Source organism: Nisaea sp., from assembly GCF_017640745.1.
Lineage (GTDB): Bacteria > Pseudomonadota > Alphaproteobacteria > Thalassobaculales > Thalassobaculaceae > Nisaea.
Genome location: NZ_JAEPQA010000010.1, coordinates 90,348 through 102,902, shown reverse-complemented (window position 1 = coordinate 102,902; position 12,555 = coordinate 90,348). Strand labels below are relative to the sequence as shown.

General features: G+C 62.0%; 10 protein-coding genes. 6 read left to right on the top strand and 4 right to left on the bottom strand.

Going from position 1 to position 12,555, the window contains the following annotated elements; translation table 11 throughout:
- Positions 1-1,245: an MFS transporter gene (locus tag JJ959_RS09160; protein WP_292882429.1), complete on the bottom strand. Its 1,245-nt coding sequence runs from the start codon at positions 1,243-1,245 to the stop codon at positions 1-3.
- Positions 1,246-1,470: 225 nt separating this feature from the next.
- On the bottom strand, positions 1,471-5,232 hold the full coding sequence (locus JJ959_RS09155) for a hypothetical protein (RefSeq protein ID WP_292882427.1): 3,762 nt from the start codon (positions 5,230-5,232) through the stop codon (positions 1,471-1,473).
- 190 nt (positions 5,233-5,422) lie between these two features.
- Between JJ959_RS09155 and JJ959_RS09150 the strand changes: the two genes are divergently transcribed.
- The 3 genes from JJ959_RS09150 to JJ959_RS09140 all read left to right on the top strand — a co-directional run bounded on the left by JJ959_RS09150 (position 5,423) and on the right by JJ959_RS09140 (position 6,835).
- On the top strand, positions 5,423-5,794 hold the full coding sequence (locus JJ959_RS09150) for a YchJ family metal-binding protein (RefSeq protein WP_292882424.1): 372 nt from the start codon (positions 5,423-5,425) through the stop codon (positions 5,792-5,794).
- A gap of 62 nt (positions 5,795-5,856) precedes the next feature.
- Entirely contained in the window at positions 5,857-6,243 is a 387-nt protein-coding gene (locus JJ959_RS09145) for a YigZ family protein (RefSeq protein ID WP_292882422.1), read from the top strand.
- Positions 6,233-6,835, top strand: coding sequence for a class I SAM-dependent methyltransferase (locus JJ959_RS09140; RefSeq protein WP_292882419.1), 603 nt, complete (start codon positions 6,233-6,235; stop codon positions 6,833-6,835). Before JJ959_RS09145 ends, JJ959_RS09140 begins: the two co-directional genes overlap by 11 nt.
- Before the next feature lie 32 nt (positions 6,836-6,867).
- Here JJ959_RS09140 and JJ959_RS09135 read toward each other — a convergent pair whose 3' ends face one another.
- Together JJ959_RS09135 and fghA are read right to left on the bottom strand one after the other, a co-directional pair.
- Positions 6,868-8,499 carry a Na/Pi symporter gene (locus tag JJ959_RS09135; RefSeq protein ID WP_292882416.1) on the bottom strand — a complete coding sequence of 544 codons (1,632 nt, stop codon included), beginning with the start codon at positions 8,497-8,499 and terminating at the stop codon, positions 6,868-6,870.
- Positions 8,500-8,525: 26 nt separating this feature from the next.
- Positions 8,526-9,380: an S-formylglutathione hydrolase gene (fghA, locus tag JJ959_RS09130; RefSeq protein ID WP_292882413.1), complete on the bottom strand. Its 855-nt coding sequence runs from the start codon at positions 9,378-9,380 to the stop codon at positions 8,526-8,528.
- Between the two features lie 193 nt (positions 9,381-9,573).
- Between fghA and JJ959_RS09125 the strand changes: the two genes are divergently transcribed.
- From JJ959_RS09125 to JJ959_RS09115, 3 genes are all read left to right on the top strand, one after another.
- Positions 9,574-10,812 (top strand): Zn-dependent hydrolase, encoded by a 1,239-nt coding sequence (locus JJ959_RS09125; protein WP_292882410.1) that lies wholly within the window; start codon positions 9,574-9,576, stop codon positions 10,810-10,812.
- A complete protein-coding gene (locus JJ959_RS09120) occupies positions 10,812-11,606 on the top strand; it encodes a fumarylacetoacetate hydrolase family protein (RefSeq protein WP_292882408.1) in 795 nt (264 codons plus the stop codon). The genes JJ959_RS09125 and JJ959_RS09120 overlap by 1 nt, the downstream gene beginning before the upstream one ends.
- Positions 11,607-11,814: 208 nt before the next feature.
- On the top strand, positions 11,815-12,525 hold the full coding sequence (locus JJ959_RS09115; RefSeq protein ID WP_292882406.1) for an alpha/beta fold hydrolase: 711 nt from the start codon (positions 11,815-11,817) through the stop codon (positions 12,523-12,525).
- Positions 12,526-12,555: the final 30 nt, after the last annotated feature.

Genomic DNA, 12,555 nt, shown 5'->3' with positions numbered 1-12,555 from the left:
CTAGGCTCCCCGGTCCTGGCTCTCCGCTTCGGCCGAAGCCCTGTCCTTCGGCAGGCGGAGCGTGATCAGGTTGGTGACCAGGATCGAGGCCGCCAGCATGTAGAACACCGAGACCAGCCCGTAGGCGTCCGCCAGCATGCCGCCGGCGAGCGGCATGACCATGGCGAAGCCGCTCTGCGTGCCGAACATCAGGCTGGTCGCCGAGCCGCCGAGATGGGGCGGCGTCAGGTCCATCATCCAGCTGTGCACCACCGGCCGGACCGCGAAGAGCACGAAGCCGAGCAGGGAGATCCCGGCGATGAAGGCGGTCTCGCTGCCGAGGAAGGTGAGGCTGGCGATGATCAGCGTCGAGGCGCCGAGCCCGGCCAGCACCACGGTGCGCCGTCCCGCCCGGTCCGACCAGACGCCCGCGACCGGCGTCGCGATCACCCCGCCGACCTGCATCGCCGCCATGGCGAGGCCGATCATCACCGGGCCCGAGCCCATGTCATGCGCGAGATAGAGCGGCAGGAAGGCGAGCAGGCCCTGCTGGGTCATCGAGCGGAAGCCGCTCATCAGGCAGAGCCCGAGGATCGCGCGGTTGGCGACGACGCGCTTCAGCCCGGAGAGATATTCGCCGAGCCCGACCCCGTGCGCCGCGCCGGTCTTCGGCCGCACAGTCTCGTAGCGCAGCAGCCCCACGGCGAGGATCGCCGCGACCGCGAGCACGGGGAGCGCGGAGACTTCCGCCGCCTGCTGCCAGCCGAGCGCGGCGATCAGCGCGCCCGCCGCGAGCGGGGCGATCGTGTCGCCGGTGCTGGCGCCGAGCCCGTGGATCGAGAGCGCGTAGCCCCGGTTCTTCGGATAGCGCCCGGAGAGGAAGGAGATCGCCGGCGGGTGCCAGAGATTGGCGGTGACGCCGATCACCGCGACGAGCCCCGCGATGGCGAGGAAACTCGCCGCCATTCCGATCCCGGCCAGCGCCAGCGCGCCGATTGCGACGGAGAGGATCTGGAACAGCACCTTGCGCCCGGAAATGTCGATCAGCGGGCCGCTGAAGAAATTGGCGGCGAAGGAGCTGACATGGAACACGCTGACCAGCGCGCCGGTCTCCGTGTAGCTGAGCCCGAGTGCCATCGAGAGCGGCGGCAGCAGCAGGTAGAAACACGCGGCCGTCCAGTGAATCGCGCCATGGCCGAGCCCGACCAGCGTGATCGGAATGTTCTCCCTGAGGGTGACGCCGGTCAGGCGCTCGGAAAGGGACATGGGGGATCCTGAGAAAGGGGGCGGAACGAGGGAGCAGGATATCGCGGGAGCGGGGGCGGGGGAGGAAATATTTGATGGGGGTGGGGACCGGCAGGGGCTGTGATGGGAGGCGGGTTGAGGAAAGACTGCGCTGTGGCATCAGCTATGGGTCGATAGGGGGCATTCGCTGCACTGCAAGATTCAAGGTCTGTGTGTGCTGCAATCTCGCTGATACAAATCCGGCATCTATCCGCAAAAATCAAACTTATCTACTTGATCGAGAAAGGTGCTATCGGTGTCTGCAATCTTTTCGATCATATGGAAATTCATCGGTTGCGGTGAGTCGACAATCAAGAGCCCCCTTACCTCAGGCGTTTCATCAAGATCTAAACGCTGACATAATGCTCTGCAGTTCTCCCTGAGAAACCGAACACGGTTCAAATGACGAAGCAATTTGTCAGGTTTCTCACGTCCTTTGCTATCTTTGACCATCAGGCCTCGGTACTCTGTCAAACGTGCAGCCACCTCCCCAATGGTTCTGCAAAGTTTCAGGTTCTTCGCTTCAATGACCCAGACTGTCTTACCGCTCTTGTCGACAGCGAGAACATCAATATCCCCAAAAGACGGATCTACTTTCTGGTTGAGCGCCCAGGACAGCTTGCATCGTGACCAAGCCTTAAGACCAAGCTCCTTCAGTCGCTCTGCAACATCAGTTTCGAATTCTTCTCCAGTCGCATGAGCGCGTGCACCCGCGTAGCTGATCGCTTCTTTCGAAACCCAATATTTCTCCTGCAGGCTGCCTTCCATCAGGCCCGAGAACGAATACATCGTGGAATCACTCACGAATGCCGGCGCTAGGACTACGGTTGGATCTTCTTCCGCATCGATACAGAGCAGCGGCCGATTGATAACAGAGATCGGTCTATCAAAGCGTGTAAGATCGATACTGGATGCAGGTATCCCGCCAGATAAGTCATACCAATCCGGTCTGTTCGAGAGAGACAGCCGTTCGCATAATTGAGCGACCTCCACGACCGGAGTGTCCATCCGCTCGCTCATCGCTTGCACCAATTCAGAGCGCTTAAGGAATAATACAGCTTGTTCGCGCTCAGCGGCGAATTCGACCGTCGCAAACTGAAAACGAAAGAAAGCCTCGGCTGGTACCCCGTATTCTGCGCGAATTGCATCCTTTAGCGCCGCAGGCAGTTGCAATTCCCCGGGTTTCTCCGGCGTTGCTGCTTCTTCTTTACGTTCTTCTTTGTAAGTTTCTGCCGCCTCGTTCAGCGCTCGCTCATTTAACCACTCGGCTCCGGGCCGCAATGTCGTTTCAAATACCGAACGCTCGGAAAGCAAATCGCCCGCAGGGCTTATACGGATCTCAGGGGCTATAAGACCGGACTTTATTGCACCCAGCAAATCGCCGTTTCCTACCAAAAGGAGTACGAGCGCACATAAGTCATGAAAATCTGTTAGGCTAGGTTTAAGACCACCCTCTGTTGGGGACTCGCAAGCAGCAACTTCGCAAATCGCTTTCGCCGCACGCTGGACAGCGTTAATGTTGCTCTGTCGTTCAAAAGCTCGGGAATCTGCTTCCGCACCGTGTATGGCGCGGAGCGCCAGAATAGTCGCACGCCATTGAGATTGCTCCAAGCGTGCTGCTTGATAACCGTCCGCAGCCAGTGTGATTAGCGCCCTACAGTCAAATCGCCGAATTCTTTCGATCAACGTGCCCAGCAATTGGCGTGCATAAAGCAAAACAAAGGCGCTGCAATCTTGCTCGCCCTCTATACGAAGTCCATTACTCCGATCGCGAAAGGTCCATATCGAACAGCATTTTGCCAACGTTGTCGCTGACCACGGGATTTCCTGGAAGCCGCTTACAAGCCCCGTTGCTCTAAGCCGATCTATCGGTCTTTCCGCCGTACTTGCGTGCAGCCATCGCCAATCTCTCGACGGAATGGCCGACCTCACCGCTTCCCTCAGTACATCGCGCTCAAGCGGCGCATGACGAGCTGCGACGGATTCCAGAATTGCGGCAGTCAGTTCGATTTCTGCATCGTTCTCGGGTCTCCACAGGTGCTGAAACCACCCATTGGTAATACGGACTTCTTCTTGGCCTTGAGTCTGAACCGTTTTGGCTAGAGGAGTGGAGTTGAATGAAGACCTATCCATCCTCATTAAGCCATCGTCGATCGGGACAATGATCGTCGTTTGAAAAATACCTTTGGGGAAAGACTTTGGATACGTACGCGCAACTTGCCGACCGACTGCTGCTATCCAATGGAGTGCTGCCTGCCAGATTCGGTATTGCCGGTGTGCAACGCTATCCTCGTCAGGAACGGCCTCAATCCACCAAATGTATTCCTCGTGCGCTACAGCGCCAACAAGACGCCGCTCGGATAGATCCTCCAAACTACCAAATACCGGATCTAGCGCCCAATATTCCTCGAAATCAGTATGCTGAACCAATTTGTGGCTCCCGTCGGGAAACGGGAGCGAGAGTAGGTTTTGCTTACGGGCCGCTTCAATTCTGGGCGCATACAGATCGTCTGTTGGAATCATCAAGTTACATGGCGGTTCCATGTCACTCATATATTCAGGAATCAAGTTCCCGTCCGTAACACGCCAAAAGCCAAATAGATTTGTTAGGCCGTTTGCGTTCTGAAAGTGAAATTCGGCGTTCTCTAACAATTGCTCTTGTTTCAAGAGGCGACATATGTCTTGAAACTTCCCGTTTTCACAGGCGCCAAGCACAGCGGCCTCCGCGAAACTGAGATGAAAATACAGCCAATTGGCAGGCACTTTGCTCTCGTCTATCGCGGGAAAAATTGAGTGTGGCGCCCCCCACCCACTCGTAAGAAGCACGGAAACAAATTGGCGACCGTTTTCTTGTTTGGCTGCAAACTTCCAAAAGCCTTCAATTTGCGTTCCAAGAAATTTGTTCGCTTCCTCGCCAGCTCGTCGCACGATACCGAACCCGTTGCGCGGAAATCCGTCAAACGTTGTAGGCAATTGAATTACTTGCAGAAACCGACCCTCTTCAAATTCGCAGATGGATGCTCTAAATCCGAATTCGTTTGGTCTCGAAAGCTTCAGATTAGTTGTCGGCCAGAAGCCCGTCCGCTCTGCGTAAATCTCCTGTTCGTGCAGCAAAATTTGCTGAAGCAAATCTGAAACACCGCCTTCGACGGCAGCATGAATCATCACAGCTCTAGCTGCTATCGACAGATTGTTCGGACTGACCACAATAATCCCGTTTGGAGTCTCCAAAAACGGGTGAAATTCCAATGGCGTTTCGCCGACTTCCCTATCTGAAACGTACGGATAATTCTCTGCCGACAAAAAGTATGGTGTCAGCGCTTCCTTTCGAATATCTAGCGCTTCCAGTGTCCTGTCCGTAAATTTCACCCTGGTAGAGATGCGGTTGATCGCTGCCTCACCGGGGACTCTTATTTCGCCTTGCGCCACTCCGCCTGATTCAGTCTGTCTATGTACGTCGCTCCTTGCAGCAATCATATCGCTGATGCGAAGTATACCGTACACGGACTCCAGTACGTCCGTTTTGAATTGGCTTCCCGGAAGTTGTTCAAAAGCGGCTAGCAGCGTTTGGGTATAAGGGCCGGCAGTTTCCCATTGTCCCGGAAATATCCGGAAATTTCCGCGTCTTGTTGCCACTATTTCACAGAACAGATCTTCAATTGGGTCTTCAAGCCGAAGAACCCCTGCTTTCTCCAGCCCTAAGTTGAGAGCTGCCGCCAACTCTCGAATTTTTGGTTTTCTCTTACCTTCTGCTTTCGCGATCACCAGACGTTGGAGCCAATCTAGTCTGATGCCATTGGCATGAAGATCAGGAATCGTCGTCAGACACGCGAGAATTGTTGCGACGTAGTTCCGCTTCCATCCACTTACACGGAACAGTTCTTCGTATTCAGGTATGAACGTCTCATCCGGGATCGAAGGAGGTTGCATCCGTGCCAAGAATTCTTCGATATCAATCGGTTCTTTCATGAATAAATGATGCGCCTTGAAGGCTACCACTATCAATCGATAATTGAATTATTTCAGAATGTTGCACTGCAGACAAATGGAGGTTTAAGAACGTCTGCTATGGGTCGAATGCAGCCACCTGACACAAAGAGCGATGAAAGCGGGGGCAACATCCCGCCCTCCACGACCCTTTCAACCCCCGGAGACACCCTTGTTCGAACCATGCCCCTGCGCTAGCGGCAAAACCTATCTCGCCTGCTGCGGCAGGCTCCATTCCGGCACCCCGGCGCGGGATGCGGAGGAGCTGATGCGCGCGCGCTATGCGGCTTTCGCGCGGGGCAACACGGCCTACCTGCAGAAGAGCTGGGCGGCGGAGACGCGGCCGTTGGCGCTGACGCTCGACCCGGCGCAGGTCTGGACCGGGCTGAAAATCGAGCGGCACGAGGCGACCGGGCCCGACACCGCCATTGTCCGCTTCACCGCAACCTGGCGCATGGGACCGCAGACGGGCCGGATGACCGAGACCAGCCGGTTCCGCCGCGAGGGCGCGGGCTGGGTCTATATCGACGGCGCGGTAGAGTGACGCGCTCCGGAACAGTGCCCCTTCATCTTGCCCGCATCGCCAGATGCCTCTAAGCCTCTGCCATGCGCATTCTCGACAACATCATCAGCGATCGCGGATCGAAATATGCGGTCTCGGGCGGGCCCTGCGCGTCCGAGGAGGAGGCGAAGGCCTTCGTCCGGACGCTCTGCGGCAGGAAGAAATTCGCCAAGGCGACCCATAACACCTGGGCGCTGCTCTCGGCCGGCGGCGCGGCGAAGAACGACGACGGCGAGGCGGGGGCGGGGATGGTGATCCTGCGCATGCTGGAGCGCGAAGGGCTGCAGGACCATATCGTCGTGGTGACGCGCTGGTTCGGCGGCAAGCATCTCGGCGGCGACCGCTTCCGCCATGTGCAGAGCGCGGTCCGGATCTATCTCGACGCCCTGCGTGCGGGCCCCGGGCGCGCGGACCCAGACCATGAGCGCTGAAACCGGCAATGAGGCGCCGTCGCTCGGCCTGCTGTTCCAGGAACTGGTGCAGCACGGCGTCTTCGAGGCGGCGCTGTTCGCGCTGCTGCTCGCCGCCGCGCTCTCGATCCTCTGGTACACGATCCGCACCGGGGTGCCGCCGATGCCGTCCAACCCTTTCGCACGGCGGGCGATGTTCCGCCTGATCCCGGAGGACGCGCGGCCGGCGACGATCTACGAGCTCGGCTGCGGCTGGGGCGGGATCGCCTTCGAACTCGCCGCGCGGTTTCCCGACGCGCGGGTGGTCGCGATCGAGCTCTCGCCGCTCCCCTGGCTCGTCTGCCATATCCGCCGGCTGCTCCAGCCCCGGCGCAATCTCGAGATCCGCCGGGCGGATTTCCTGAAGGCGGATCTCGCGGATGCGGACCTGCTGCTCTGCTATCTCATGGTGGCGCCCATGCGGACGCTGGAGCGGAAGCTGAGCGCCGACCTCCGGCCGGGGGCGGTGGTGATCGCCAATGCCTTCGCGCTGCCGGGCTGGGAGGCGGAGGAGACGGAAGTGGTCTCGGAAGCGATGCACGCCAACATCTACCGCTACCGGGTGCCGGGCTGACGGCGCCCGTCTGACGGGAGGGGCGGGCCGGTTCAGTCGAGATCGGCTTCGCGCGCGGCGGTCTTCTCCGGGCTTTCCGCCTCCCCGGGCGGGGCGGTCGTCACGCTGGCGCCAAGCAGGACGGCGATGCGCCAGACGTGATAGGCGCAGCGGTGCAGCCATCGGGTCCCGTCGATCCGGGCGATGGCGTCCTCCACACTCAGGTGCAGAAGCGCCGCGTCCAGCGTTCCCGATTTCTGCAGCTTGCGGCGCTCCGCCCGGAGTTTCCGGCGCAGCGCATCGAAATCCGCCTCGGCCTTCCCGGTGTCCCTGTCGCGGGTGAAGATGGCGAGACCGGCGAGGAATTCGTGCCGATCGTCCTGCAGCTCCTCGTCCTCGATGATGTCCTGGATCCGCTGGGTCTGCCCGACGCGCCGGTGCAGGCGCCGGAGATGGTCGAGCGCATGCATCGCGGCGACGAAGCGCGACTGATCGGACGCGGGGTCGAGATGGAGCTGGAGGTCGGCGGCGTAGTGCTCCGCCTTGCCGATCGCCTCGCCGACCATGCCCAGCTCGTAGGCCGCGCGGCGCTCGGGAGTGCCGGCGAGGGCGGCCTGCAGCAGTTCGAGGAGCTTGTAGCAGCAGTCGCTGAGCGTCCCCGCCAGAGCGTCGGTGGCGGCCGCCGGCGTCTTCAGGAGCGCGCTGTCGAGATGCCGGGCGAGGTTCGCGCTGTCCTCCGGCACCACCGCGAGGATCAGGCGGGCGAACTGCCGCGTGAAGGGCAGGAAGATCAGCGCACCCAAGAGGTTGAAGGCGGTGTGGAAGAGCACCAGCGCGAGCTGTTCCGAGCCCGGCACCGCCGGGTCGACGAGGGGCCCGGCGAGTATCGCGAAGGGCGTGAGCAGGGCGAAGGCCATTGCGCCGGCGATGAGGTTGAAGACGACATGTGCGAGCCCGGTCTGCCGCATCGCGGCCGAGCCGCCGACGGTCGCGAGCATCGCCGAGAAGGTCGTGCCGATATTCATGCCGATCACCATCGCCGCCGCCTGGGGCAGGGTGATCGCGCCGCTGCCGAGCGCGACCATCGCCGTCGCGACGCCGGCGCTGGAGGATTGCGTGACCAGCGTGATGACGATCCCGATGGCGACGAGGAAGAGCCGTCCGAAGAAGCTGTCGGCCGGAAAATCGGCGGGCGTGACGAGGCCCTCGAACAGCTCCATGCCGCTTTGCATCGTGTCGAGGCCGATGAAGATCAGGCAGAACCCGGCGAGCGCCCAGCCCGCCTGCGCCGTGCGCGCCCGGCCGAAGAGCTTGATCAGGACGGCGAGCAGCAGCACGGGGAAGAGCATCGTGCCGAGATGCAGCTTGAAGCCGATCAGGGCGACCATCCAGCCGGTGATCGTGGTGCCGACATTGGCGCCGAAGATGATGCCGAGGGCCTGCGGGAAAGTCAGCAGTCCGGCCCCGACGAAACCGACGGCGGTGACGGTCGTGGCGCTCGAGGACTGCACGATGGCGGTGGTCAGCGCGCCGGTCGCCGCGCCGCTGACGGGACTGCTGGTGAAACCCGCGAGCAGGCGGCGCTGGCTGTTGCCGATCAGGCTCTTAAGGCCGTCGGTCAGGATCAGCATCCCGATCAGGAACAGGCCGATCCCGCCGATGGCTATGGCGGCGTTGGCGATCATGATGTCACGTCAGGCTTCCGCGCCGGTCAGCCTGCCAGACGGTCGGCATGCCAGCGCATATGGTCCTCGATGAAGGTGGCGATGAAATAGTACGAGTGATCGTAGCCTTCCTGGCGGCGCAGCGTCAGCTCGATGCCGGTCCCGTCGCAGGCCGCTTCGAGCAGTTCGGGCTTCAGCTGCTCCGCGAGGAAGCCGTCGGCGAGGCCCTGGTCGACGAGAATTGCGGGCACGCGCGCGCCGTCCTCGATCAGGGCGCAGGCATCGTACTCCCGCCATTTCGCCCTGTTCGGCCCGATATAGCCGGTCAGCGCCTTCTCGCCCCAGGGGCAGTGCAGGGGAGAGCAGATCGGCGCGAAGGCGGAGACGCTCCTGAACCGGTCCGGATTGCGAAGCGCGATGGTGAGGGCGCCGTGCCCCCCCATGGAATGGCCGGTGATCGCCTGGCGGTTCATGTCGAGCGGCAGCGCCTGTCCGACGAGGGCGGGCAGTTCCTTCTCTATATAGCTCCGCATCCGGTAATGCGCCGACCAGGGTGCCTCGGTCGCGTCGACATAGAAGCCGGCGCCCTTGCCGAAATCGTAGGCGCCTTCCGGGTCGTCCGGCACTTCGTCTCCGCGCGGGCTGGTATCCGGCGCGATCAGCGCGATCCCGAGCTCCGCCGCGACGCGCTGGGCACCGGCCTTGACGGTGAAATTCTCTTCCGTGCAGGTCAGGCCGGAGAGAAACCAGAGCACGGGCACGTCGCCCTTGTCGGCCTCAGGCGGCAGATAGGCGGCGAAGCGCATCTCCGTGCCGGTCTCTTTCGAGGAATGCGAATAGACGAACTGCTTGCCGCCGAAGGCCTTGGCTTCGGAAACTGTCGTCAGGCTCGGTGCGCTCATCTCTGTCCATCCCTTCCGGTGTGTCTCGCGGGGGAAGCTACACCAAGCCCGGGACGCGATAAACGATCCCTTGTCCACGATCCCTTGTCCCGTGGCGCCGGCAGGCCATGAAGGGTCCCTTTCGGGTTATCGGGGTTATGCCGCACGGCTTAGATCATTAGGATGCGGGCTCATCCGGAACAGAGGGACCCCCATGCCGAAGATCAATGCCGAACGTCTTCTGAAAGACCTGAAGGACCTGCGTGCGATCGGTGCCGTGGAGACCGGCGTCGTGCGCCCCGCGCTGAGCGAGAAGGATCTGGAGGCCCGGCGCTGGCTGAAGCAGCGCTTCGAGGAAGCCGGGCTCGACACCGTGCTCGACGGCGTCGCCAACGTGATCGGCCGCTCGACGAAGAACGGGCCGGCGCTGATCGTCGGCTCCCATTCCGACACCCAGCCGCGCGGCGGCTGGCTCGACGGCGCGCTCGGCGTGATCTACGGCCTCGAGGTCGCGCGGGCGCTGGCGGAGGACCCGGAAACGTCGGATCTCGCGGTGGATGTCGTCTCCTGGCAGGACGAGGAGAGCCGGTTCTATGGCTGCCTCGGCTCGCGCTCCTGGATCGGCGTTGCCGACCCGGAGGTCGAGGCGAAGGCGGTGGACCGCGACGGGGTGAAGCTGACCGACGCGCTCAAGGCGGCGGGCCTGACGGACGTGCCCCGCGCGCGCATGGAGGAGGGCCGCTATGTCGGCTATCTCGAGGCCCATATCGAGCAGGGCGCCTGGCTCGAGGATGCCGGCGAGCAGATCGGCGTCGTGACCTCCATCGTCGGTATCCGGGGCATGACCCTGCGCTTCGAGGGCGAGCAGAACCACGCCGGCACCACCACCATGGCCCGCCGCAAGGACGCGGCGACGGCGCTTTTCAGGGCGGCGAGCCGGATCCACGAGGAATTCCCGAAACATGCCAAGCCGACCACGGTCTGGACCATCGGCCGGGTTTCGATCGAGCCGGGCGCGGCCTCCATCGTGCCGGGCTATGCCGAGCTGACCCTGCAGTTCCGTGACAGCGAGGACGCGTTGCTCGACAAATACGAGGAGATCGTCCAGGGCATCGTCCGGGAGATCAACGCGGAAGGTCGGGTGAAGGCGTCTGCGGAGCGCAACCGCACCCCGGTGCGGCCGTCGGACATGGACGAGAGTTTCCAGGAACATCTCGCCGCCGCGGCCGAAAAGACCTCGCCCGGCAAATGGCGCCGCATGCCGAGCGCCGCCGGGCACGATCCGATGGTGCTCACCCAGGCATTGCCCTGCGCCATGCTTTTCATCCCCTCGATCGGGGGGATCAGCCACGATTTCGCGGAAGACAGTCACGAGGAGGACATTGTCGCCGGATGCCAGGTGTTGGCGGACGCGGCGGCCTCCATCCTGAAAGCACGCCGGGAGAGCAGTTGATGACGGATAGCGATCTGACCAGGCATGCCGTCGAGTGGCTCGCGGCCGCGCGTCTCGGCGGCGGCCCGACCGAGCGGATGCCGGACGAGCTGATGCCGCAGACGATCGAGGAGGGATATGCCCTCCAGCATCGTCTCAACGCGCATCTGACCCAGGCCGGCTTCGGGCCGGTCGTCGGCCACAAGATCGGCTGCACGACGCAGGTCATGCAGGAGTACATGAAGATTGACCAGCCCTGTGCCGGCGAGATCTTCGCGACCATGGAGTTCCACGAGCAGGCCGACGTCCAGATCGATCTCTACCACCGGATCGGGATCGAAGTGGAGATCGGCGCCTTGCTGTCGCATGACCTGACCGGCGAGGACCGCTTCGACCGCGGATCCGTCGGCGGATATGTCGAAGCGGTGCTTCCCGCCGTGGAACTGGTGGACGATCGTTACGTGGATTACCCCTCGCTCCCGGTACCGATGCTGATCGCGGACAATTTCTTTAATTCCGGCGCTGTCCTGGGAGCTCCGGTTCTGAACTGGGACAATCTGGATCTCGGCGCCGTCTCCGGAACGCTTTACATCGATGGCGAGGAGGCCGGCTCCGGCAGCGGCGCCGATATTCTCGGGCATCCGTTCGAAGCGCTGGCGTGGCTGGCCAATCTGCGGCAGACGCAGGACCGACCGCTGCGCGCGGGAGAGTTCGTGCTGCTCGGCAGTATCGTGAAGACCGTTCATTTCGATGCGCCGGCAAGATGTGTGGCAGACCTCGGCGAACTCGGCAGAATCGAGGTCAACTTCACTTGAGGCGCTTTGCATTCCGTGACGCCTGGCGAGGCGATTCGCCGCGTTCGGAAAGGCGTCCTTTCCGCGGAGTGAAACTGTTTCGGGGAAGAATGCGCCAAGCCTTCCGGCGACCTTGTGCTGCACACACCGCGGTGCCACCATCTAGCCCTAGTCTTTCGAGGCCAAACTCTCCTGCTGCGGCGGAAAGCGAATTCGGGACGCAATTCTTATGACGACTTTTGTTCTCGTTCATGGAGCGTGGCATGGGGGATGGTGCTGGCGCCGCGTCGCCGACCGTCTTCGCGCCGACGGACACGAGGTTTTCACCCCGACCCTGACGGGGTTGGCGGATCGCTCCCATCTGCTGTCGCCGACAGTGAACCTTCAGACCCATATCCTCGATATCGCGAACCTTCTCGAGTGGGAAGATCTCGAGGACGTCGTGCTCTGCGGTCATTCCTACGGCGGGATGGTCATCACCGGGGCCGCCGACCGGCAGAGCGCGCGGATCAAGACGCTGGTCTATGTCGATGCCTTCGTCCCGGCGAACGGGGAATGCGCGATGGATTCCCGTCCGCCGGATCGGGTCAAGCTGGCCTATGAGCAGGTGCGCACTGTGGGCGAGGGATGGTGGATGCCGCCGACGCCCGCAGCATCCTTCCGCGTCAATGAGGCCGATCAGGCCTGGGTCGATGCGAAATGCACGAATTTTCCGATTTCCTGCTTTACCCAGCGCGTCCATCTGACCGGTGGGGTCGACACCATATCGCCGAAGCACTATGTTCGCGCCGCCGGGTACAAGGCGCCGCAATTCGATGCTTGCGTCCAGAGGCTGACGGGGGCTCCGGGCTGGAAAGTAAGCGAAATGCCCTGCGGGCATGACATCATGGTGGACATGCCGGATGAGCTTTCGTCCCTGCTCGAGGAGGCCGGGAAATAGACGCGAGCGTATGGATGGCCTGCCTCACTG

Coding starts and splice junctions, on each gene's coding strand:
- JJ959_RS09160 (WP_292882429.1), bottom strand. CDS start 1,245: ATGTCCCTTTCCGAGCGCCTGACCGGCGTCACCCTCAGGGAGAACATT.
- JJ959_RS09155 (WP_292882427.1), bottom strand. CDS start 5,232: ATGAAAGAACCGATTGATATCGAAGAATTCTTGGCACGGATGCAACCT.
- JJ959_RS09145 (WP_292882422.1), top strand. CDS start 5,857: ATGCGCATTCTCGACAACATCATCAGCGATCGCGGATCGAAATATGCG.
- JJ959_RS09140 (WP_292882419.1), top strand. CDS start 6,233: ATGAGCGCTGAAACCGGCAATGAGGCGCCGTCGCTCGGCCTGCTGTTC.
- JJ959_RS09135 (WP_292882416.1), bottom strand. CDS start 8,499: ATGATCGCCAACGCCGCCATAGCCATCGGCGGGATCGGCCTGTTCCTG.
- fghA (WP_292882413.1), bottom strand. CDS start 9,380: ATGAGCGCACCGAGCCTGACGACAGTTTCCGAAGCCAAGGCCTTCGGC.
- JJ959_RS09125 (WP_292882410.1), top strand. CDS start 9,574: ATGCCGAAGATCAATGCCGAACGTCTTCTGAAAGACCTGAAGGACCTG.
- JJ959_RS09120 (WP_292882408.1), top strand. CDS start 10,812: ATGACGGATAGCGATCTGACCAGGCATGCCGTCGAGTGGCTCGCGGCC.
- JJ959_RS09115 (WP_292882406.1), top strand. CDS start 11,815: ATGACGACTTTTGTTCTCGTTCATGGAGCGTGGCATGGGGGATGGTGC.